Below are 23,021 nucleotides of genomic sequence, written 5' to 3'. Positions count from 1 at the left end.
CTCTTCAGCCTGCAACAGCTCTTCTGGCGACAATGTCGTCTTATCCACCCCGTTGATCTCCTTGGTGCGCGCATTGGGACCCACAAAATAGGACTGGTAGCGAGCACGCCAGCCCTCGAAATCGGGCTTGCCATCATAATTGGCATCGATGTTTTCGCCATATTCATTTTTCCAACTGGGCACGACCTCTCCACGCCAGTTGGTATATTCCGGCCCCCGAATCGTGTCCAAGAATGTATAGCGGCCAATTTGCCACCAGTTCTGGCGGCTGTAGATATTGGCCCCTACATGTTTGATCTCTGGCGGGCGATAGCGAACATCAATGGAGCCATAGTATTTATCGCCGCCCTCTTTGGTGACCACATTGATCAAACCCGAACGCACCTGGCCATACTCAGCGCTAAAACCACCCGTGAGAATCTGAATCTCCTGAATTGCTGAACGGCTGAGTTTGAAGATGGGCGTGCCGTTGCGCTTGTCCTGCGACGTGAAGTTATCCACCACCAATCCGACTTCATCCTGGAATGAGCCGCGAACAATCAGATTGCCAGTATCGTCATTGCGATCAATCGAGGGGGCCATATCAATGGTGGCACGCAAATCCGTGCCTGTCGGGGCAATGCTCACTTCCTGCGCTACAATCGCGGTTTGCGAAAATGCCACGTCTTTTTGAATCCGCTCCCGTTCCGCCGTCACCACCACCTCTTGGCCAGTCTCCAGGATCGTTGGCTGCAAACGAAAATTAACTTCGGTTGTTCGATCGATGCTCACCCGCACATTGGAAACCGTCTGCGAAATGTAGCCCATATAAGAAATTTTTACTGAATAGAGCCCAGGCGGGATATTGAGGATGAAATATTCGCCCTTTAGATTGGTGGAAGCCCCCATCTGGGTGCCAAGGATGATGATATTTGCCCCTGGGAGCGGTTCATGGGTCTGGATATCTGTCACCACGCCCGCAATTTTTCCCGTGGTGCCAGCCAACACGAATGTGGCCATGGTAAGTGATAGAATAAAGAAAATGGGGAGTCGCTTCATCGGTTATCTCCGAATAATTAAACTAATTCTGCTATTAGCTTTTATTCTTGAGTCGACAGCTTTCAGAGCTTTATTTAAACCAATAGCTATCGTTGCGCGCGACTTATTTGTTTTCTCACTTCAAGCGAATTTTTAATCGGCTTTTGCTGGCGACCTTGGTCATGATGTTGCCCTATTGATTCAATAATCCTTCGTTTTGCAAGGCTCAAAATCGCTTTAAATTGATCGCTATCAAATGGCTTTAGCAAATAAGGGTAATGATATTTTTTATATGCCAGAATAGCTTTGTTTTCATAAGCGGTCACCACGATCACCTCGGGCATTCGTTCGGCACCAATCTCTTCAATAATTCCAAAGCCATCCTTTTCAGGTAACTGAATATCCAAAAATATCAGGTCCGGGACATACGTTCGAATAGCATCAATCGCCTGCAGTCCCGTTTCACATTCCGCTAAAATTTCGATTTCAGGATCCTGTTCCAATAACGAACGAATTCGAAACCGTGCCAATGGTTCGTCATCAACAATGATCACATGATAGATACCCATGGCTCCCTACCATGTCCATTTTTGATCCATTAGAATGCCTAGTTATTGCTGCCAGCACATTGGAGCTTACATTTGAATTGTCATTCCGATCCGCTAATCGGCAATATGCGTCAACTTAACGGATGATTTAATATTCAAAAAAGTCAATTTCAAATTATTAGCCTGAATTTAAACGCAAAGCTCGCTAAGAAATTTGCTATCATTTCAATCACTCTGCGCCCTTTGCGTCTGCTTTGCGTTCTTTGCGTTAAAAAAACTCTTAGGTTGACGCCTATCGCTAATCGACGGAGAGGAATCTAACGTTAATTGGGCTGTTAAATTTACAGATTCCTCTATTCGGTTGAAATGACTCTGATCCGTAAGCTATTAAATGATCTGAGTAGTAATAGCCATTGCTTGCTCTATTCCGTCAAATGACAAATAACCAGCCATTATTAAGCTAATGAAATTTAGCTAAAGTGCAATAGCGATGGGATAATGGAGCTAAAATCGCTGATGAAAGAGGCAAATTGTGGGATGAAACGGGTATAAATAGCTTAAAAAAATTGAAGCAGGTTCTGTTTGTAGGAGTCACTGAGTGGCAATTTCTGACCGTTTTTTAAAATAATCAGGAATTCATTGTAATCTAATTGCTGCAATTCTTTGATTGCGTCGATATTCACAATTCGAGTCCGATGAATGCGAACAAATTTTTCGGGATCAAGGATGTTCTCCAGACATTTCATGGTGGTGCGATAGATATGTTTCTCCTTGCCCGCATGTAACATGACATAATTGCCCGCCGACTCAATCCAATCGATGCTTTCGGCTTTGAGCGAATAAATGGTCTTTCCGATCTTGATTGTGAAACGAGATAAATAGCGTTTATCTGATTTCAACGTGATCAATAGATGATTGAGACGGTCGGTTAATTGACTGAGTTGGATATTTTGAATGAACTGCTTGGCACGCGCTACGGTCTGCTGAAATCGTTCCACATCTATCGGTTTAAGCAGATAATCCAGTGCATGAACCTCGAACGCATTTAATGCGAACGTATCAAATGCCGTAATGAAAATCACGCATGGCATCTTATCAACGCCGATGGATTGGATGACCTCAAAACCGTTCAGCTCTGGTATTTGGATGTCCAGGAAGACCAGATCAGGATTTTCCGATTGGATGGCAACCACTGCCTCCTGTCCATTACTACATTCGCCGACGATTTCGATTTCTGGGTCGCCTTTTAGCAACTGGCGTATTCGATCTCGCGCCAACGGCTCATCATCCACGATCAGTGCTTTGATTTTATGGGTAGGCAGTTTGGTGTTCTCGTTCATCTGGCACTCGATAAGGCAATTCAATATTCACCATCAATCCACCATCAGGAGAATTGCAGATTTCAAACTGGAAGTTGGATTTGTACAATTTCTCGAGTCGCTCATAAGTCGTCGAGAGCCCAATCCCTTTTTTTAACGTGGTCTGCTGATCCTCTTTAATTCCAGGACCATTATCACACACCTGAAGACGAAGCATCCCGTCCACGCGCTGCGAACGAATTTCAATCGTCCCCATTTTGGCAAAGGGTGCCACGCCATGACGGATGGCGTTTTCCACGATGGGCTGCAGGATCAAATTCGGCACCAGGGCCTCCAGCGTCTCGGGCTGGATGTTCATAATGATTCGCAAGCGCTCCTGAAACCGTACTTTTTCGATCTCCAGATAGTTCTCTAAGATCGATAATTCGTCTCGCAAAGCGACCTCTTGCGTGCCCGAATTATCCAGAATCCCACGCAGCAGGTTGCTGAGGCGCGTCAACGTTTTATTGGCTAATTCCGCATCCTTGTAGACCAGCGCCGAAATACTGTTGAGCGCATTGAATAAAAAATGAGGCTGCAACTGCATTTTCAAAATCTGGAGTTGCGCCCGATCCAACTGGGCTTCAATCTGATATTTCTCGATCTCCAGCTCTTTGGCCTGAAAATATTTCTTGATGATATAATAAAAACCGATGATACATAAATAGACCAGAACATCATTTTGGAAATTGTATGATAGCTCTTTCTTCCACTTCTCGAAGAACGACGTCCATTCTGGATAGAAGCGGATGGGATAGGTCAGAATAAAATAGAACAAGTTTTTGATCAACGTAATAACCAGGCAGGCCAATAAATTGATTCCGATACTACCAGGCAAGTTGCTTCGCTCGATTGGTTTTTTTTGCGTGATGTAATAGATCAGTGGTGATAATATCCCCCAGGGCAACCAGAAACTAAATTTCCAGTAAAGCTCTAAAGCAAAATTCGGAGTGTCACCCCGAGTGATGCTATCTCGATATTCATCGATCGCAAAGAAGATTGCCAGTGAAAACCAGATCAACAGGGTAAAACCAAGATGTAGCGGCCATTTTCTATTCCATCTTGCCATGAATATCCTATTTTTGAGCTGCACCTGACCTGAACGAGCCAGAGCAAAAAGACCTGTAACCGCTAATTTCCCGAATTAAACCAAGTTCACTAATTCGCCAGTTGACGGATTCGAGCAATTTGATTGGTTCGCCAACTGGCAAACGGTCAACAATTCTTGCCCAGGATCCAATTCTTTTATCATTTGGGAAAAAAATGATTAAATAAGACGTCAATAAAGCGCTGGAGCAACAGCATGACACAAATCCAATACCCCATTATACCTTCATGATTTTATGCCCATGATGAGCCGACTGACTCATTTTTCTAAAATATAACATATGACATCATTTATTGCAACTGAAATTTTATTAGAGACCCTCTTTTTGTTTTTTGGAGCATCTGCGAGACCGAAGCCAATTGATTTTGGATGAACGATTGATCGAAGCGTTGAAAAGCAATTGAAATATAGTTCATTCAGAAGACCAGAACTGTAATTTTGAATTTTGTTTTATTACACAAGTTATCCTCAATCATTTTTTATTTTTCATTAATGAAGCGAATTTGTTTTTGAAATATCAATTGCAGTTCTTCATTGTGAATTGTCAAAATGATTTAGATATTTAGTTTTCAATTAAGTTGAATTGATTCACTAAATAGTTATTTGTCATATTGTGCCATGCATAAGTGTTGCCACCCTCTTTGAAGAGCTCGAACCCTGTGGAGAGGGCTTTTAATTTTTGGCATATAGGGGTTTAAATTAGAAAAATGACTCCATTCGTCTGAAACGGATGGAGTCACTCGCTAAAATGACAAACGAACTCCACATATCATTTGCCGTGTTGGCGGCGGATAGCCCTATTCCTCTTCATAATATTCATCCAGCAAATTGGCACTGGCTACCAAAAGCAGAGAATGGAAAACCTCAATTCCGATATTGGCTTATCCCTGATCGGCGATTTTTATTTGACGGATCGGTTAACTTTAACCATCAAGAGGAGACTTATAGCAGAACCAGTCGCTATTTTAGCGGTACTGAGGAATATTTCAAATCAGTTGACAAGAGAGATGGTTATGCCGTTCATCTTCGCGCCAACTATCTTTCCATCCATCGAACATTGTCGACAATCGATTTCCGGCGCTCGTTCTATAATGGCATTTATCTGAAACAATCTGAGCTGAAAAATCAACTTCATTGGACCTCTTATTCTAAGAACTATGACCCTAATCTGAAATGGAGCCTTTACGATGCATTTGATTTCGGATTGACCGATCATATCAATCTGTTTCTCAATGCCGAATATTCCAGGGTGAGAGAAAAAGCTGAGAATGACAACGACAAAAGCACCTGGAATTATTCCTCAGGCCTGACCTTTTATAATTTGAATTTTTCTGGTGATGAGCTGAATGATTTCGATTATTTTTATGGTCGCATCGTTCAGCCCAAAGATTATGTGGCTACCATTAGCTGGCGACAATCGCATCGAACTTCTTTTTATCAGTCCAATCTAAAAGGCGTTCGCGTTGACCTGGAAACTGGCCTATTATCAAACATGGAAGTTTCTCTGTATTATGATAATCAAAAGAACTCATACAAAAATGCCAGTGGGTCGGCTCATGATTTTGGCGCAGGCCTTAGGATAAATTTGCTGAATCAGCTCCGATTTCTGGTCAATGCCTCCTATGGAAGGTCTCATTCAGAGAGGAGGGACAATAGCTATAATATTCCCACCTCAAATCACTATCAATGGAATTTGAGGCTTGGTGCTCAGGCGGCATTTTGATTGATTACGATCCATGCGCATCGTGCAATCTGAATCCAAGTAGAACATTTATTAACTCGTCAAGATCGACTGTTGACGGAGCGAAGAGTCAGCCAATGGACTGAATTGGTCTATTGGCTGGCTGTATTTTTTGAGGCAAATTTTTCGACTCATCAAGGTCAATTATCATCGGTTCAAACTTTCTAAATTACTTTTCCTTCAAAGCGCTGCCCAGCAAATTAGGGTAATAAAATCAGATGAATTGAACAAAATAAGGAGCTTCGAAAAATTTGATATGATTCGATTTTATAGATGTAACTCCCCTTCATGTTTGCTCAATGACGACGGCTTCGATGATTTCTTTTTGCCAATTTCAAAAAGGTAACACAATAAGCCTTGACTTCAATTAATTCTTTTCGTAATTTTGGACAAATTTTTGAAATCTGTTTTTTCCAAACGCAAATCGAAATGGTGGTGTGAACGGGGAGTGATTGGTATGCGGCGAAAAAAGATCATCGTCGGCTTTTTGATCCTAATATTGGGATCGGTCGTATCTGCTCAATCGACCAAAAAACTTTATCAGGATCGCATCTATGAGCCAGTGGTTCTACGTGGCGAAGTGTTGGCCTCGTTCTATAATGCCCCCATATCGGAAATCTTTATGTTTGCCTTCCACGATAACACGAAAAGCTGGGCTATGATCCCGTTTCAATTTGATGAGATGGAATATGGGGAGGACCCATTCAGCCCGGGCGCGTTTCAGGATTTCTATTTTTTGCCTGATGATGGCCTATTGGACTTGCGAGATGAATTGGTGTTCATGCTGCGAGACCTGGGCGACCAAGCACCAAGTTCGTCGTGGATTGATAACGACGAATCAAAAAATTATCCACGACTTGAAATTACGGTTACTGATCCCGAAAATCCCAATAACCGCGCCTATGGCTACTTATTTCGCTCCAGCACCATTAATGATCCAGTGCCTTCGCCATACGGGTTTCAGTTCGATCCAGATCAAATGCTGGTGAGCAATAACTATTATTCCGTTCGGCTCAGCAAGAAGAACGGGTTAATTGAAGATATCATGATCAAACCACCGTTCGGGAGTGGCGTGGATATTTTCGATACTCAGAAGTTGCGGCTGGTTGGCGTGTTTGATTTGGGTATCTTTACGATCGCCATCGGCAAAAATGGCAGTCAAGCAGCCAATGAGCGCGAAAATTTATATGTGTATCAGGAAACGGATGAGGAGCGCTATCATCTGTGGTTCACCCCAAAACCGGTGGTTCGATTGATCCGTGAGGTGCGACAAACGGTCCAATTTAAACCTCTGATAATGCATGAAACCGCCTTTTATGTAAAGACCAAGTTCTATCCTTTCAGTGGCACTATTGCTGGCGGCGCCGATCTCGATCCTGAAACGCTGAAAAAAGAATTCAACACCAATGAAGACATTTATGTTCGAATGGACTTGTTGCGCCAATCATGGGATTTCAATGCGGCTGCCAGCGGGATGAGATTTTTTAATCGGTATAATCAAAATGTCTTGATCGATGGAGTGCCAGATCAAGTGGATCGAACAGCTATTACACCGATCAAAGAATGGACGCTGACGACTGGGGATCAGGGTTCGCTGTTTACCTATGCTGAGTTCAAGGATACGACCTGGAGGGATGTCCAGGTCTATTATCATGACAGCCAGTCAGGCGGTCAGGCGGATGAGACCTATATCGAAGGTGGCGATACCGGCGATGGCATTTCTTATGGTGATCAGGGGATCCTATTTCGGAGCAATGCAAGCGACACGGTTAGCCTCAAGCTTAATTTTGCTGCGTTTTTTCTCCCCAAGAATTTGACGAAAGCTGATGGTGAAAAACTGGCAAATGCTCTAGATCACCCCCTGCAGGTGGCCTCTCAGCCTCAATGGTATACACAGTTGCCCATCAATAGAAAAAAATCGGACATCCCAAAACGCTATGCTTTATTTCAGAATTACCCCAATCCGTTCAACAGTGCCACAATTCTTTCGTTCGCTTTGCCAGCACCACAGAATGTGATACTTCTCATTTATGATAATAACGGACGTCAGGTTGTGGAATTGGTAAATGGCTTTTTTAGACCTGGTACTTATCAAGTTCGCTGGGATGGTAATGACGAGCATCATCGGCCTGTGGCGTCCGGTGTGTATTTTTATCAGATTCAAGCTGGTGAGTTTTGCTCAGTGAAAAAGCTGATTTTGCTTCGGTAATTATTTGCCATAGCAAAGGATGAGAAATTGTTAAAAGGGCTTTGGGAGTCAATCTCAATGCTGAAATCAAAAATTGGTTTTCTGGTTATCTTATTGTTGATAGGTTTGCGTTGCTCAATTGATCATGGGATTGCGCCATTGCCAGGCAAAGTTGCGGTGACCATTTATTTTCGTGGCACGCCGCCGGCAAATACCCAGGGCATCTATCTCATTGTGATGCCAGAGTTCCCACCGCATGCCATCAATGAGCTGTATCACAGTCCCAATAGCTTGCCTATTGATCAGGACACGGTCTATGCTGAGATGGAATTGCCGTTCGGCCATTACGATGCGGTCAGCCTCTGGTGGTACAGCACCGAGACCGAATCCAACCTGGCGGATGTGCTGGCGCTGCCCCTCGATCCGAATAACAGTCTCCAGCCCTTAGGATTTGATATCACCAAGGAAAATCCAGTCTTTGAAATCGAACTTTATGCCAATTGGAGCCGTGTCGACCGTGATGCAGCTATTGAAGGCACGATCTATTTCAATGGGCCATTTCCAGCTAATACGCATATCACGGCCATCGCTGCCTATCAATATCCGCCAGAACAAAATATCCATTATCTTCTCTGGCTCAAATCCATTGATTATAGCATCAACAGCAATCCATATCATTATCGTTTGCCGATCCGCCACGGCAATGTGAACTATCTGGCTGTCTTTTGGCTGCCAGAGCATGCGGATTTGAGCGATTTCAAGACGATCGGGATTTATCAAGATCCGAATAAACCGGGGCAGCCTGGCAAGCTGAGCATTCCAGCCAATGCGACCATCTCTGGAATCGATATTCATGCAGATTGGTCTCTGATCCAATCCCAACCTTGAAAATTGAAGTTCCAAATTTGGGGTGTTATTCATTGTGCTTGTCATCCGAGTCTCTCGGATTGTTTGGATGTTAGTTCTCCCTTTATTTAGCAAGCAGGGGGAAGAGGCATCGAAATATGAAATCAAAACAGGTTGTTCATTGAAGTTCAAATATGAAATCTGGTCGAATTAAAATAGCAACGTTATGTCTTGCTTTCATCCTTATTGGGTTGGCCAGTAGCGGCCTAAATGCTCAAACAGGAATCGCGGGGAAGGTCTTCGATGCTCGAACTCAGGATCCCCTTGTCGGAGCCAATATCCAATTACTGGGCACCATCTATGGAACCAGTAGTGATCGCAATGGCAATTTTTCTATCGCCAGAATTCCCCCAGGCAACTATTCGATTCGAGTGTCGATGATCGGGTATCGAAATGAGCTGAAGCAAGGCGTAGTGGTTAGCGCTGGAGATGAAACCCGGATTATGATTGCCCTTGAGCCAGCCCCAATTCAATTCGACCCGATTGTCATCACTGCCAGCAAGACCAAACAGCGGTTGGATCAAGTGCCGGTGTCGCTCTCTATCGTTTCGGCAGAGGATATCAAACGGCGCAGCCCCACGGATTTGATTGGCGCGTTAGAAACAACCCCCGGGGTTCATTTCGTGGGCGATCAGATCAACATTCGGGGTTCATCAGGATATGCCTTTGGCGCAGGCAATAAGGTACTGCTGTTGTTGGATGGCGTTCCCATTCACTCGAGCGACACTGGGGAGATCAATTGGGATGCGCTGCCGCCGCTCGATATCGAGCAGATCGAGGTGCTCAAGGGCGCTGGCTCAAGCCTCTGGGGCGCCTCAGCACTGGGCGGCGTGGTGAATGTCATCACCAAATCGCCGCAACCTGCAGCCAAATGGCTCGTGGCGGTGAATCTGGGAAAATATGATAAGCCGTATTATGAAGAATGGGAGTGGACCGATCATCGTCGGCTCTATTATCTTCGGACCGATCTGAGTTATAGCCAGAGCTTTCAGCGCCTCGGCGTCCAAATTTCGGCCGGGCGATTCCGTTCGACAGGATACACCCAGCTCGGCGACTTCAACAAATACAACCTCACAGCCAAATTTGACTATCGCTTTGCAAATGATATTAAGTGGACTGGCTATGCCGCCTATAGCTACATTTATCGTGGCTTTTTCGTGCAGTGGAAGGGACAGAACGCTCCCTATCAAGTGGACGAAGCCAATTTGAATAATTATGCCGCTACGAATCAATTGACGCTGTATTCGAAATTAGCCATCCCGTTTTCCGCCCGATTTGGAATCAACCTGCGCACCTCCCTGGTGCGGACCCTTATGGGCAATCAATTCGGCGAAAGCAGCGATTTCAACCCAGCAGTGGGGCAGGGGATAGAGCTGCAATCTGATTGGCTACCATATAGCAACCACCAGATTACTTTTGGGGTGCAATATCAGCATGATGCCGGGAGCACCAAATATTTCGGCGACCATCGGGGCTATTTCATCGGGCCATATTTTCAGGATGAATGGAAACTCCGAGACAATTTCAGAGTAACAATTGGCTTCCGCTACGACCGATACCAACTGATCGCTGGCCCCAAGGAAGATTTGTTCTGTCCGCGCGTTGGTGTCAACTGGCAACTTTCAAATAAGACCATCCTCCGCGCCTCGAGTGGGAGAGGTTTTCGGGCAGCCACAATTGTTGAACGTTTTCTTGAGTTGGCAATTATGAATTTCAAGATCAAAGCCAATCCCAAGCTCAAAGCGGAAAAATCCTGGGCCCATGAAATCGGACTGCGCACATATTTGACACCAAACTGGAACTTCGATCTCGCATTGTTCCAGAACGAATATCAGAACCTCATTGAGCCACACCTGGATTTGATCCGTGGGCAAATTCAATTCCGCAACATCTTCAATGCCAGGATTCAAGGGATAGAAGCGATGACAAATCTTAGCATGCCTTTTCGCATTAGCCATCTGAAATTCAATTTTAATTGGCAAGCCAGCTTGACGGTAATGGATCATAAGGATTTAAAATGGAACGAGCCACTTACTTATCGGCCCAAATTATTGGCCACTTTCAAATCTGGCTTTCTGTTTGGCAAATTCGATCTGCAAATCGACTATCGCTATGCCTCGCGTATCGAAGCAGTCAAAATTTATCCTATTAACGACCGAGTGCCGATGAAATTTTTAGATGCGCGTCTCGCATATAAGCTTGGTCAATGGAGCGTTCAACTTGGCGTGAATAATCTGCTGCAATACAACTATGCACCGATGGAGAGCAATTTGATGCCAATGAGGACATTTACTCTTTCGGTGCAAGGAGAATTTTAGCTATTTTCCAAGGGTCGTAATCTATTTTGGAGCCATGATGAGAATCAGTTTTCGAGCAACCATTATTATCGGATGGATTATCCTGATTTGTTCATTCGGCATTTCTGCCGACTTGCAAGATCTTAGAGCATCGGGTTTTGAATTGATCATCGTTCATCCCGATGCAAATGATACCACTTCGAAATTCATCCATCTTGACGTCATCAAATCTCTCCCGATTCATAGTGTTGAATTGCCAGACCATAAGACCAAAGAGAATATCATGTGGCAAGGAGTTTATCTGAGAGATTTCATTTGGCAGAGTCAGCAGATCGATTGGTCGGCCATTAGGCGTCTGGTGATCAGAGCCCCAGATGGCTATTCATCAGCCATCACTGGGCCGCGGATGAAACAAGCTGAAACGGCAATGTGCGCTTTTGCGATAAAAAATAAGAAGTGGTCACAGAAATTCGGTGATATGCGAATCATCTTTCCAGATCTCCACGAGATGCATTGGGTGAACAACCCGTCCAAAATTGAGCTCGTATTGGAGACCAAATCACCGCAGCCATCAATTTGGCGATTCTTCTTTTTCGATCTGCCAGCGTTTCAATCGCTCAGAGATTCTATTTCAGAAAAGTTTTCTGGCTGGAGCGTAAACCAGGTGCTGACGGCAATGGGCTGCGCTGGGATGGACTTCGGCGTTTTCACTTTTGATGGGCATCTCAAGGAATATCTGTTCGATGAGATTGCACAGCGGATGAAATTGTCCCCAGATTCTTCGGGAACGTTGAAAGTCCGAGGCGAAAAAGTCCCATTTGGGTTTCGATTGAGGAAGATCTTCTTTCTCTTTGCAGGTAATGTGGCCCTTTTTGCGCGGTCATTAACCAACGAAGAAGCGGTGCTATGGCAAAATTTATTTGCCCTGATTGATCCTTTGGCAAATCAAGGAGTGATTGCCAAGGGAATATTTGTTGTGTCGAATTCTGGGGAAAAAATTCCAGCCACAAATTATGAGGCCTATCGATCTGGAGAGATCTCATTGTATCAACTGCTGGAGAATGAGAAACAGACGCGTTCAGATCTTGTATCGATTGAGATTGGCTGGTGAAATCACTGTGCGACCGCCATCACCCATGATCCGATGGCGGTCGCATCCTTAAAAATTTTCTCTCAATGATCTGAAGAGCGAATTTTAGCTCATAAAATAAGTCGTAATCCACCAATAATTTGCCTGCCTGGCTGGGGATAGCCAAATTCCTCTTCATATTGAGCATCGAACAGATTGCTCGCTTCCAGTCGCATGTTGATCTTTTTCGTCAACTCATAACTAATGTTGATATTGTGGACGAAATAAGCCGGCAATGTCACGGCGAAAACGCTGCTATAATAAAAATGCCGAGTATCTACGTACCCCATTTCATAATTCAAATTTGTTCTGAAATCAGTCTTCAAATTTACCATCAGCCGCAGTTTATTTGCAGGCAAGTAATCGCTAATCTCAGGAGCGGACCGGGGCACATCGATATAGCTATAACAAAATTCGCCTCCCAGAAAACGATGAATTGACCAATCGAATCGCACTTCTGCTCCTTGCATCGTCGCTTGAGCTAAGTTTTTAAACCGCAATGAGCGGGTGGCCCGATAGATCATGTTGTCCATTTTATTGTAGAACACTGCCAAATCTACTGAGCAATATCGATTCGGATCGGAAAACTGGAATATTTTATTGATCCCCAGTTCGAATTTATCGGCGTTTTCGGGTTGCAGCTCGGGATTGCCAGAAGTGGCGCTATACAATTGATGCAGCACTGGAAATCGAATCGCATGGGAGTAGCTCGAAAATAATTTCCATGCCCCAGGCAGCTCTTGTTGCAAGCTGATCATCGGTGCAAATCGGCTTGTAGAATTTTTGGATTCGGTTCGATGGAAATGGTATCCGACTCCTGCCGTTATGGTCGTCTTTTTCCAGGGCTGAAAATCATCCTGCAGAAATATTGAGCCAGTCATGGCAAAATGATCCTCCCATGGCTCTTCCAAATCGGCTTTTTTCTCCATCAAATCCTTCCGAAACTGGATTCCAGTTAGGAGGTGATGCTGGCTCGATAGCCGATATTCGCCATGCATCAATCCACCCAGCGTGATATTTTCAAGCAGCGAATCATAGTCGATCTGGTCATCTCTCATGTTGGCATTGAGATAATTGATCAGCCGATCATTATATAAATCTGCAAACAGGATCAATTTCAAAAGAAGTTTAGGATTGGGCTGCCATTCACTACTGAGTGTAGTGCTGGATCGTTTCCAATGTGGAAAGCGCCAGTAGCGGGGAGTATCTCCCGGGACGAAACGGGTAGCGACCGGAATATCTTTTTTCGCCCAATGATAATCGGATGCTAGGGCCAACAAAAATTTCTCGGTCGCCTGAAAACCCAGCTTGCCGCTAATACCCATTTTGTGATAGGAGCTCAGGTCTCTCAAGCCCCCGTTTTCGTACTTCGTTGGCACAAATTCCTGACTCATGGTAAAGCCTTTGGAATAATGCTCGTAGGCCGAAAACCAGTAGTTCCAGCGATCGATTTGCCGGCTATGATTCAAGTTGAGCTGACGAAATTGGTGGTCTCCAAATTTCGTCTCGATAACGGTCCGAGGCTTTTCCATGCCATTCTGCGTGATAATGTTGATCACCCCGCCCATGCTATTGGCACCATAGGCAACCGATGCCGGTCCTTTCACGATAGTGATTTTGGCAAGATTGTCGAGCGGCAACATCGAGAGATCGACTTTGCCGTAATAGCCGGGATTGATGGGCCGGCCGTCCACCAGAACCAATACCTCGCTGGAGCGAAAGGCTCGGATTCGTGTTTCAGTTTCACCCTTGTATCCCGACTTGAGATTCAATCCTGGCTCCAAATTAAGCAACTCTGCTACCGTAGCGGAATTTCGGTGCTTCATTTGCGATTGATTAATCTCAATTCTCATTGAAGCAGGGATGGGCTCACGGCTGCCGTACACAACCACTTCTTGCAAGCGATACGCTTCAACCACAGAATCACCCTGAAAGAAATATTGAGATTGACCAAAACCGTACTGGGCTCTTAGAGAAAAAAGCGAATAAATAATAAGCAGAATCGTGATTCGTCTCATGGCTTACTTCACCAAAATCTTTTCTAATACTTTCAATTTATATTTTCCACTGCTTAGGGCTGGATCAGTGAACAAGGTGATTTCGCTGGTCAACAGCCAGTATCCTGTTTGAAATTGATCCCAGGTCAAATCCGTCGGCGGCTGGTAGCCATCGACGGCCATGAGGCTGAATTGTCGATTCTCTGGATTGGCCACAAAAGGTGATAAGAAATCTTTTAGTGGCAGCGCCAGCTCCGCCACGCCATCCGGATTATTGATCGAAATCGGAGTTAATTTTCTCAGCTCTATGAAGGATATCGAGTCTGGTGTCACCACATCAAACTTGCGATGGATATAAATATGCCGAGCGAATTTCACATTGTAAGCCCCGGGCAAATCGATCTTGTCATCGGGGAAAACGACCTGCCGAGTTTTTGTGAGAATATGTCCTAATGCCAGGTGCTCCCAAATATTATTTGGATATCCTTTCACCGTGGCGGAAAAACCATCGTCACCGACAATTTGATAAGAGTATAAGCGTCGCGTATCATGCAGATTTCCATTTTTGTCCTGGTAAGGTTGGATCAACGCCGAGCTGATAAACGAGCTGAGTTGAATGGCTTCCTCGCCATCAGCATCGATCTTTGGTAGCGAAGCAAAATCTACTTTAATGGAATCGGATTTAAAATGGATCCAGAGATAGTCTTCTGGATCGGGTTTCAGTGTTGTAGGATTATCTTTATCACATCCTGCTATTAAACCGAGGCTAAGAAGAACTGCGGCGATGAACGAGAGCAAAGGTGAATTTGAAAAGCGCATAAAACCTCCTGAGTTGAAATCAATAATTCTCTCACTGCTAATTTCGCTAATTGGTCTAATTGCGCCAATCGGTCATCAGCGCAATTCGTCTAATTCGCGCAAATTGCGGCTTAATTTTCTCCTCAGGGAATCGATCGAAAAGCAATCCAGTAGCTCTCCCGCTCCATGCATGCCATGTGTTTTTGTGGCATAATGAATCGATTGGGGATTAAAAAGGATGTCCCTTGTGGTTGTACTCGTAGGAAAATCGAGAGACAAAATAGGATCTCCTTTCCAAGTCCGGGAGGCTTGACCGTTTCCAATCAAACCCTATCGGTCCTTTGCCGTGGGATTTTTCCCGTAGGCAGAAGGACTCGGAGATATGATTTAATAAAATTGAATGATCGTCATCCACCAATGGGGCGGATGACGATCATCACGACGATTCCAAATTAGAAATTAAGAATTCCTGCAATATCCAATACAAGGGCGGAGTTGGTATCGCCGCCTTTGATTTTGGTTGAAATGTGCTGAGCTTCCAACGCGATCGAGAAACCATTGCCGAATGGAAAGATAATGTCCCCATAAATCGTGCTGTTCGATTCGGTTGCTCCATTGGCCAAATTATCGGTTTGATTTTTATCAGAGCCGAAACCCAGCACGAAGTTCACACTGGTCGATGGCTTGGAAATCGCATTAATCCAGAAGCCCATGCTTTTGCGATCATCTTTGGCTGCGCCATTGCCAGCAGGGGTGAATAAGTTGGCGTTATTCAAATTGGTGCCCATATTGATTTCGCCTTTCAATGCCAGCATGGTGCTGAATGGAAAGTCGAAATCCAGACCGAAGCCAGAGGTGTTGAACTCGTCGTTATCTGAATTTGGATTCGGATCGTATTTGGCATAAACAAAATAAACGCCCAGCGTATGCTTGTTAATAAACTTGCTGGAGAGACGTCCCTGAATCATTGGAAATGCTGCTTTATTATCGCTACCCAAACCTGATTCCTCTCGGGTTGCCTCGCCGATTGAGAGCTGGAGCATGGGGGTCATGTTTTCCATGGGCATTTTGTAATGGAATTGGAACTGGGCCCGACGAAAACCGTAATTGCCGCTGAACCAGAGGATACCATTGGTGTTATTGGTCATTGGGATATTGGGTGAAAACAGATCCCATTGTTGGCCGAAGCGGAGTTCCATATTTCCTTTCGCCATGGAAGCATAAGCCAGGCGAACCCGGGATCGAGCATTGGCATCAAAACCAGCCCAGAAGAAATCCAGCTCGAGCGTGCCGCCGACCTTTATCGCATCACCAGCGCTGCCTTTCAATCCAAAACGGCTGTGCTGTGCAGTGAAACCTAATGCTGGATTATCAACACCGCTGGCGACTTGGGCAGCGGTCAGATTTTCTGCATTAAAAGATTTTACGCCCTTTGTGGTATATACCATATCGCCTTTGAGAAAACCGTAGTGCTCCAGTTTTACTTGAGCAGAAAGAGTAGCAACTAAAACTAAGAGAAAAAGATTCATCAGAATCACGCGCTTCATTGGATTAACCTCCTCAAATTTGTTTGGCTCGGTTTGAATAATTGACTATATGGCTCCCATCTTTTTCAGTTGAGCGAACAAATTTTTTGTCTCCCCAAGCGTATCGTAAATCAAACTAGCGGTAATTGTTGCACCAGTCACTGCATCTGTTGTAGGGTTAAAGATAAATTTGTCCTGAATCGATCGTCCGATGAACCGTTTGGTAAAAGCAAGTAATTCACTCTCGCTCCAGAGCTTGTTATAAGCTTTGGTGAGATAAATAGAGTAAAAATTGATGATTTTCCCTTTCGTGTCGAAACAGTACCAGAAATGGGCATCATGGCAATTGCCACACACCGTATTTCGGTACACTTTCCGAACAAAATAGGTTACGGTCGCTAGGCCAGTTGATCGCTGCACTTGGATTTTATAGACAATATCGAAGATCGGATCGACAGTCAGGATGCGTTGGAATTGGATCACCTTTTCGCCGGAAGCGGCCAGTCGATCGCTCACGATTTTTTGAAATTCCTCGTCGCTTAGCTGGGCCGCATCCCCTTTACGCTGCGGCGCTCCTGTTTGCTCTTCTGGTTTATGGAGCACCAAAACATTTGAGACAACCAGGGTGCGGATCTCCGCCAGTAACTGATCTTTGTTTGTAACAACACCCAGTGATACTGAGCTCACCACTCCGTTGGCATGATCTGTTTTTTTGATCAGAATCGTAAAAGGTGTTTTTGGGCGACCAACTTCGTCGTGCAACACAAATTCTTCATCGGGGATTAACGGGAATGGAATGTTTTTTTCCTGTCGAAATAGCTCTATCTGTCGTGCGTTATTACCTGACCCAATCCCCAGCATTTTGACCTTGGATTTTAGCTCAGCATCTTGCTGGATGTCGTTATAAAGTTCATTCAAAATTGGCGCCTGCCGCTGGCAGTGCGGACAATACTTGTTGAAAAATTCCACGAGGATGACTGAAGCCTGAATCTCGCTCAGACGAAATTTCTTTGAATTTTTAACCCCGAGATATTGCCGCTCTGCATTTGTCAAATTCGCTTTAATTTCAATTGCTGGTATAGGATCACCCGGTTTCAATAGCGGCTTGATCGTTTGGCTTTCGAGTGTGGAACAGAAAAATCCGATCGAAACTATGGCTGCAATCGAAATCCAAAAAGCAAATCTTTTTTTCATTGGCTGCTCTTTCAGTTATGCGATATTGATTTTGAGCATGTGGTCGCCCAGCGACAATTCAGATTTCAAATGTCAAAGCAGGGAAGGCAATCCTTTTAGAGGGGCGAAGTCCTCTAAAAAGATTGCCAAACTACCCTGTCAACCAGTTCAAAAGCTCGACCCGAATAATCAGTGCGAAGGCTCTTCCGTTAATACTGGGAAGTTGCGCACGATAAGGTAATACGCCATAATTCCCGCAGAGACAAGACCGACAGTGATAATAATTTCCATCACATGTGGGAAATACCATGCGTAAGCTGGAGCCTTGATGCCGAACATGGATACGTTGAATCGGTTCAATATCAGTCCTGCGATGACAAACAACGAGCCATTGAACATTGCTTTGGTGCTTTGGCGAACGCGCTTGCTCAAGAAGATAAAGAAGGGGATAATCACCCCAATAACCATCTCCAGAATGAACAAGTAACTTGCCGCTGAGCCCTTGAACAGCAGCCAGAAATCGCCTTGGACGATCAAATCAGCGAGTTTCATGATAAAATAGATCCCCAGCACCCAAGGCAAACCAATGGCCAACCTACCTTGAGCAAAGGTTTCTGGTTTTCGCTTGAACACTTTGGCGCTGATCGTGCTTTCAAAGATCACCATCGCAATGCCAACTGCAATTGCTGAGGTTAAGAACAGCACTGGCAAGATGGGCGTATGCCACAAGGGATGGAGCTTCTCAGGCATAATTAAGAACATCGTTCCGAGTGAAGATTGATGCATCGTGGAAAGCACGATGCCAGCGATGATAAGCACAATGGAGATTTTTTTGAATAATTTCAGGGGCGCTTTGAGGTTGTATCGCTCAAACACCATTGGGGCGAACTCCAAAGCCAGTACAGTGGTATAGGTCATTACACACCACCCGACTTCGAACAGCGGGGAATGGAAATTCCAGAAGATGATCAGATGCCAGATGCGCAAATATTGTCCGAGGTCCACCAAAAGTGCCATAATGACCAGCAAGTAGCCGAGAAAACCAGTGACGATCGCGGGACGTAGCAGCGGTTTCATGGTTTCGCCACCGAAGATATGGACCACTGCCGCAGTGACAAACGCACCCGCTGCCAGAGCAACGCCACAAAGGAGGTCGAAGCTGATCCAGATTCCCCACGGATAGGCGTCCGACAAATTGGTAATGGCGCCCAACCCCAGGAAGTAGCGGATCAATGCGACAATCAGAGCCAGACCGATGAGCACGAATAGCACAATCGAGCCAGTTCCAAAGATCTTTTCCTTTTTGTTCGCCATGCTACACCTCCTCTTGTTCGGCTTTGTTCTTCATCTTCCGCTTGGTCAACCAATAGAACGCAGTCATGAGTGCACTCACGACCACGATCTGACCAGGCACAAATTTCAGCGCATTATGCGTCCAGGTAGGCAGCGCCCGTTCACCCAAAGTTGGAAAGCCTAAGGATGCGAATTCAATTCCTTTTGGAGCGAGATAAAGGACGGACGTTCCACCAACTTCTTTTTCTCCATAAAGATGGGGATTGTACCTGCCAGTGTTTGCATTGATGCGCTTTTTTCCTTCTTCGATCAGCTCGGTGCGCTCTCCAAAAGTGATGGCACCAGTTGGACAAGCCTTGGCACAAGCTGGAATTTCGCCTTCAGATAACCGATCGTAGCAAAATGTGCATTTGCGGATATATGGGAACGCCTTATCCCATTCGAATGTCGGGATGCGAAATGGGCAGCCCATCATGCAATAGCGACAGCCGATACATTTGTGGTCGTCATAAATCACTGCACCAGTCTCGGTTTTATGCAGCGCTCCAACTGGACAGACCGAGGCGCAACCAGGCTTCTCGCAATGCATACATCCGATCTTGGTGAATACCCAATCGACTCCTTGTTCCTTTTCGAATTCATCGAAGCGGATCAGGGTCCAGGTCTTGGCAGAAAGGATTGGCGGATTCTGATGCGTCCCAACATTGACGGTCTTTTCGCCGGGCAATCGGTTCCATTGTTTGCAGGCCACCTGACAGCCGCGGCAACCGATGCATTTTGTGATATCGATGAGAAATGATACGTGTTTCATCACGCCACCTCCTTCCTGACATTGACCAAGAACGCTTTGGATTCAGGGATCATGGTATTAGCATCGCCGATCGCTGGAGCTAATTTATTGGCGCTGTCACCTGTGGCCAATCCGATGAATCCAAAGCAATACGGTAATCCGACTTCATGGATGGTCTGACCATCGCCAATTTTGAATGGTTTGAAGCGACCCGTCACCACCGCTTTGGCGCGGACAACCCCACGAGCTGATTCAACTATCACTCGATCGCCATTTTTAATCCCCAGTTCGTTCGCCAATTCCTTGCTCATCTCCACGAACATCTCTGGCTGCATTTCCACCAGCCATTCTTGTTGTCGGGTCATCGCACCAGTTTGCCAGTGTTCGGACACTCGATAGGTTGTGGCGACAAATGGGTACCTTGGATCGCACACTGCAGCAAATTTGTTCATGTTGCCTTCCACTTTGTGCCACGCCTTGGCCGTGGGATTGAGCAATACGCTCGACAGCAAATTCTTTTCGACTGGACATTCCAGCGGCTCGTAGTGTTCTGGGAATGGTCCATCAGCTAAACCCATTCCGAAAATCCGGGCAAAGCCCTCCTCTCGCATGATGAACGGGTATTTGCCTTTCTCCTTGTTCGCCAGCGGAGGCCACGGGCCATCGGGCACATCGCCGACCCAAGCGCCTTCACCATTGTTTGCAGTTGGATCCCAGCGAATAACGGGATGTTCTTTATCAAATGGCTGTCCATATTTGTCCACGGAAGCCCGATTATAAAGGATCCGTCGGTTCACTGGCCATGCCCACGCCCATTTAGGATAGAGCCCAATTCCTGAGGGATCTTTATTGTCGGTCCTTGCAGCCATGTTGCCCGCTTCCGTATAGCTGGCGCAATAGATCCAGCAACCGGATGAAGTTGTGCCATCATCTTTCAGGTCCGCGAACTTGGCCACAAGCTTCCCAGTAGTTAAATCGTAGCCATTGATCTCTTTAGCGATGAGATGGGGATCAACATGGCCGTTCGGTGCATAGTCCCATTTCACTTTAAGGATCGGATCAGGAAATGCACCGCCCTCGGTCTCATACAATCGCCTAATTCGAGTAAAGAGTTCATGCATGATCTCCGCATCCGGCTTTGCTTCGCCAGGCGGATCAACGGCTTTGTAGCGCCATTGCATCCAGCGGCCGCTATTGGTTACGCTACCTTCTTTCTCCATGGATGCTGCACAAGGCAAAAGAAATACCTCGGTCTTTACCGTTTTCGGATCGACGCCAGGTGCTTTCCAAAAAGCTCCAGTCTCTGTTTCCCAGAGATTGACATTTACCAGCCAATCAAGATTGGTCATCGCTTTGATCGTGCCGTCGCTATTAGGGCCGCTACATGCTGGATTCTGTCCCCATGCAAAGAATCCTTTGATCTCGCCTTTATCCATGGCGTTGAATAAGCTGATCCAAGAATAATTGCCAGTATCCTCGATTTTCGGTAACCAAGAGTAGCCGAAATCGTTCTCTTTTTGGGCATGCTCACCGAACATCGATTTCAAAAAGCTGACCGAATATTTCGCATAGTTGCTCCACCAGTTGGCGCTCATCGGATCGTTGCTTTTTGCAAAAGACTGGTCGTTATAGTCAGCCAGAGTCTGTTGAGACGCCTTGGGTGTCTTCAAATAGCCAGGCAGAATATGGAACAGCAACCCATGATCCGTGGATCCTTGAACGTTGGATTCACCGCGCAGAGCATTCACTCCGCCACCAGCAACGCCAATATTGCCGAGCAGCAATTGGATAATGGACATCGCCCGAATATTTTGGGTGCCCACCGTGTGCTGAGTCCAGCCCATAGCGTACAGAATCGTTCCCGCTTTCCCTGGCTTGCCAGTTTCACAATAGGCTCTGTACACCTCAAGCAACTTTTCGGTCGGAGTCCCAGTGATTTTCGATACGATCTCAAGATTATAGCGGGAGAAATGCTTCTTCAACAATTGGAACACGCAATTCGGATCTCGAAGCGTGACGTCCCGTTTTGGAATTCCCCTGGAATCGAGTTGATAAGCCCAGGTTGTCTTGTCATATCTGCGTTTCTCTGCATCATAACCTGAGAACAACCCGTCTTCAAATTTAAACTCGGGATTAATGAGATGGGCAGCATTGGTGTACTCGATTACATATTCTTTGTTGTAAAGCTCATTATCCAATATGTATTTAATCATACCGCCCAGAAATGCGATATCAGTTCCCGAGCGCAATGAAGCATAAATGTGCGCTTTCGCGGAGGTCCGTGTATATCGAGGATCCACACTAATTAATGTCGCACCGCGTTCTATGGCTTTCGTGACATATTTGAACGAAATTGGATGATTTTCTGCCGCATTGCTCCCCATGATGAGAATACAATCGGCATTGGCAATGTCATTCCAATGATTGGTCATTGCCCCTCGGCCAAACGACTCTGCCAGAGCCGCTACAGTTGCCGAGTGTCATATCCGTGCCTGGTGTTCGATATACACCAGGCCCAATGAGCGAAGCATCTTTTGGTAAAGCCAGCATTCTTCGTTATCTAATGCGGCACTGCCAACCGAGGCAATCTGCGTGGTGCGATTGACAACCTGACCCTTTTCGTTTTTTTCGGTGAACGAGGCATCGCGGGTCGCTTTGATCCGCTTTGCAATTTCGTCCAGCGCCCACTCCCAGGATTTTTCTTCCCACTTGTCACTATAAGGCGCGCGATACAATACTTTGGTCAGCCGTCTCGGGTTATTGGCCAATTGATACAAGGAGCTGCCCTTGCTGCATAAAGAACCGCGATTGATCGGATGATCCGGATTTCCCTCAGTGTTGATCACCTTACCGTTGTGCGAAGCAACGATGATACCACATCCAACGGCACAGTACGGGCAAATGGTCGTGGTTTCCGTCGCATATTTCAACTTATATTCCTTGGGCGATTTAGCAAATGCCTTACTCCACCCAAGACCTCCCAATGCGAGCGTGGAACCAGCGACCCATGAAGCTTTCAAGAATCCTCTTCTCGATACATTCATATCCGCCTTCTCCTCCGCTGAAATTTTAAATATGCCAGAATTAGTTATGAGTTAATGATTGATCTAACTTTTTACTGATTTCGATGGGAGTTATCACATAAGATGTTG

The 23,021-nt window shown here is 45.7% G+C and carries 16 protein-coding genes and 1 riboswitch; of the genes, 5 read left to right on the top strand and 11 right to left on the bottom strand.

Annotated features, from left to right (window positions below):
• From ONB37_17065 to ONB37_17050, 4 genes are all read right to left on the bottom strand, one after another.
• Nucleotides 1–1,038 (bottom strand): carboxypeptidase-like regulatory domain-containing protein (locus ONB37_17065; protein MDZ7401870.1); only part of this gene is annotated, 1,038 nt, incomplete at its 3' end.
• Nucleotides 1,039–1,124: 86 nt separating this feature from the next.
• Nucleotides 1,125–1,586 (bottom strand): response regulator, encoded by a 462-nt coding sequence (locus ONB37_17060; GenBank protein ID MDZ7401869.1) that lies wholly within the window; start codon nt 1,584–1,586, stop codon nt 1,125–1,127.
• A gap of 536 nt (nt 1,587–2,122) precedes the next feature.
• Nucleotides 2,123–2,905, bottom strand: coding sequence for a response regulator (locus ONB37_17055; GenBank protein ID MDZ7401868.1), 783 nt, complete (start codon nt 2,903–2,905; stop codon nt 2,123–2,125).
• Complete coding sequence (locus tag ONB37_17050; protein MDZ7401867.1) at nt 2,874–3,992, bottom strand: histidine kinase; 1,119 nt, start codon at nt 3,990–3,992, stop codon at nt 2,874–2,876. Before ONB37_17050 ends, ONB37_17055 begins: the two co-directional genes overlap by 32 nt.
• Before the next feature lie 787 nt (nt 3,993–4,779).
• Between ONB37_17050 and ONB37_17045 the strand changes: the two genes are divergently transcribed.
• The 5 genes from ONB37_17045 to ONB37_17025 all read left to right on the top strand — a co-directional run bounded on the left by ONB37_17045 (nt 4,780) and on the right by ONB37_17025 (nt 12,274).
• A complete protein-coding gene (locus ONB37_17045) occupies nt 4,780–5,754 on the top strand; it encodes a hypothetical protein (GenBank protein ID MDZ7401866.1) in 975 nt (324 codons plus the stop codon).
• 475 nt (nt 5,755–6,229) lie between these two features.
• Complete coding sequence (locus ONB37_17040) at nt 6,230–7,981, top strand: T9SS type A sorting domain-containing protein (protein MDZ7401865.1); 1,752 nt, start codon at nt 6,230–6,232, stop codon at nt 7,979–7,981.
• A 57-nt stretch (nt 7,982–8,038) separates the two neighbouring features.
• On the top strand, nt 8,039–8,848 hold the full coding sequence (locus tag ONB37_17035) for a hypothetical protein (GenBank protein MDZ7401864.1): 810 nt from the start codon (nt 8,039–8,041) through the stop codon (nt 8,846–8,848).
• A gap of 152 nt (nt 8,849–9,000) precedes the next feature.
• A complete protein-coding gene (locus ONB37_17030; protein MDZ7401863.1) occupies nt 9,001–11,184 on the top strand; it encodes a TonB-dependent receptor in 2,184 nt (727 codons plus the stop codon).
• Between the two features lie 34 nt (nt 11,185–11,218).
• Nucleotides 11,219–12,274 (top strand): hypothetical protein, encoded by a 1,056-nt coding sequence (locus ONB37_17025; GenBank protein ID MDZ7401862.1) that lies wholly within the window; start codon nt 11,219–11,221, stop codon nt 12,272–12,274.
• 89 nt (nt 12,275–12,363) lie between these two features.
• Here the strand turns inward: ONB37_17025 and ONB37_17020 are convergent, their stop codons facing one another.
• From ONB37_17020 to fdnG, 7 genes are all read right to left on the bottom strand, one after another.
• Nucleotides 12,364–14,310, bottom strand: coding sequence for a TonB-dependent receptor (locus ONB37_17020; GenBank protein MDZ7401861.1), 1,947 nt, complete (start codon nt 14,308–14,310; stop codon nt 12,364–12,366).
• 3 nt (nt 14,311–14,313) lie between these two features.
• Nucleotides 14,314–15,108, bottom strand: a complete 795-nt coding sequence (locus ONB37_17015) for a hypothetical protein (GenBank protein ID MDZ7401860.1) — start codon at nt 15,106–15,108, stop codon at nt 14,314–14,316.
• 250 nt (nt 15,109–15,358) lie between these two features.
• Nucleotides 15,359–15,479: riboswitch (molybdenum cofactor riboswitch) on the bottom strand.
• Nucleotides 15,480–15,539: 60 nt separating this feature from the next.
• Entirely contained in the window at nt 15,540–16,634 is a 1,095-nt protein-coding gene (locus tag ONB37_17010; GenBank protein MDZ7401859.1) for a hypothetical protein, read from the bottom strand.
• A gap of 45 nt (nt 16,635–16,679) precedes the next feature.
• Nucleotides 16,680–17,807 (bottom strand): redoxin domain-containing protein, encoded by a 1,128-nt coding sequence (locus ONB37_17005; protein MDZ7401858.1) that lies wholly within the window; start codon nt 17,805–17,807, stop codon nt 16,680–16,682.
• 168 nt (nt 17,808–17,975) lie between these two features.
• Entirely contained in the window at nt 17,976–19,100 is a 1,125-nt protein-coding gene (gene hybB, locus ONB37_17000) for a Ni/Fe-hydrogenase cytochrome b subunit (GenBank protein ID MDZ7401857.1), read from the bottom strand.
• A 1-nt stretch (nt 19,101) separates the two neighbouring features.
• A complete protein-coding gene (locus tag ONB37_16995) occupies nt 19,102–19,890 on the bottom strand; it encodes a 4Fe-4S dicluster domain-containing protein (protein ID MDZ7401856.1) in 789 nt (262 codons plus the stop codon).
• The gene (gene fdnG, locus ONB37_16990; GenBank protein MDZ7401855.1) at nt 19,890–22,913 is read right to left on the bottom strand and encodes a formate dehydrogenase-N subunit alpha; all 3,024 of its coding nucleotides are present in this window, start codon (nt 22,911–22,913) and stop codon (nt 19,890–19,892) included. The genes ONB37_16995 and fdnG overlap by 1 nt, the downstream gene beginning before the upstream one ends.
• Nucleotides 22,914–23,021: the final 108 nt, after the last annotated feature.

Source organism: candidate division KSB1 bacterium (assembly GCA_034506395.1).
Lineage (GTDB): Bacteria > Zhuqueibacterota > Zhuqueibacteria > Thermofontimicrobiales > Thermofontimicrobiaceae > Thermofontimicrobium.
The sequence above is the reverse complement of the archived record's forward strand: the minus strand, read 5'-3'. Positions and strand labels throughout refer to the sequence as shown.

What these genes read in the sequence shown, in the direction of transcription:
- ONB37_17060 (MDZ7401869.1), bottom strand. Translation starts at nt 1,586, where the DNA reads ATGGGTATCTATCATGTGATCATTGTTGATGACGAACCATTGGCACGG.
- ONB37_17055 (MDZ7401868.1), bottom strand. Translation starts at nt 2,905, where the DNA reads ATGAACGAGAACACCAAACTGCCTACCCATAAAATCAAAGCACTGATC.
- ONB37_17050 (MDZ7401867.1), bottom strand. Translation starts at nt 3,992, where the DNA reads ATGGCAAGATGGAATAGAAAATGGCCGCTACATCTTGGTTTTACCCTG.
- ONB37_17045 (MDZ7401866.1), top strand. Translation starts at nt 4,780, where the DNA reads ATGACAAACGAACTCCACATATCATTTGCCGTGTTGGCGGCGGATAGC.
- ONB37_17040 (MDZ7401865.1), top strand. Translation starts at nt 6,230, where the DNA reads ATGCGGCGAAAAAAGATCATCGTCGGCTTTTTGATCCTAATATTGGGA.
- ONB37_17035 (MDZ7401864.1), top strand. Translation starts at nt 8,039, where the DNA reads ATGCTGAAATCAAAAATTGGTTTTCTGGTTATCTTATTGTTGATAGGT.
- ONB37_17030 (MDZ7401863.1), top strand. Translation starts at nt 9,001, where the DNA reads ATGAAATCTGGTCGAATTAAAATAGCAACGTTATGTCTTGCTTTCATC.
- ONB37_17025 (MDZ7401862.1), top strand. Translation starts at nt 11,219, where the DNA reads ATGATGAGAATCAGTTTTCGAGCAACCATTATTATCGGATGGATTATC.
- ONB37_17020 (MDZ7401861.1), bottom strand. Translation starts at nt 14,310, where the DNA reads ATGAGACGAATCACGATTCTGCTTATTATTTATTCGCTTTTTTCTCTA.
- ONB37_17015 (MDZ7401860.1), bottom strand. Translation starts at nt 15,108, where the DNA reads ATGCGCTTTTCAAATTCACCTTTGCTCTCGTTCATCGCCGCAGTTCTT.
- ONB37_17010 (MDZ7401859.1), bottom strand. Translation starts at nt 16,634, where the DNA reads ATGAAGCGCGTGATTCTGATGAATCTTTTTCTCTTAGTTTTAGTTGCT.
- ONB37_17005 (MDZ7401858.1), bottom strand. Translation starts at nt 17,807, where the DNA reads ATGAAAAAAAGATTTGCTTTTTGGATTTCGATTGCAGCCATAGTTTCG.
- hybB (MDZ7401857.1), bottom strand. Translation starts at nt 19,100, where the DNA reads ATGGCGAACAAAAAGGAAAAGATCTTTGGAACTGGCTCGATTGTGCTA.
- ONB37_16995 (MDZ7401856.1), bottom strand. Translation starts at nt 19,890, where the DNA reads ATGAAACACGTATCATTTCTCATCGATATCACAAAATGCATCGGTTGC.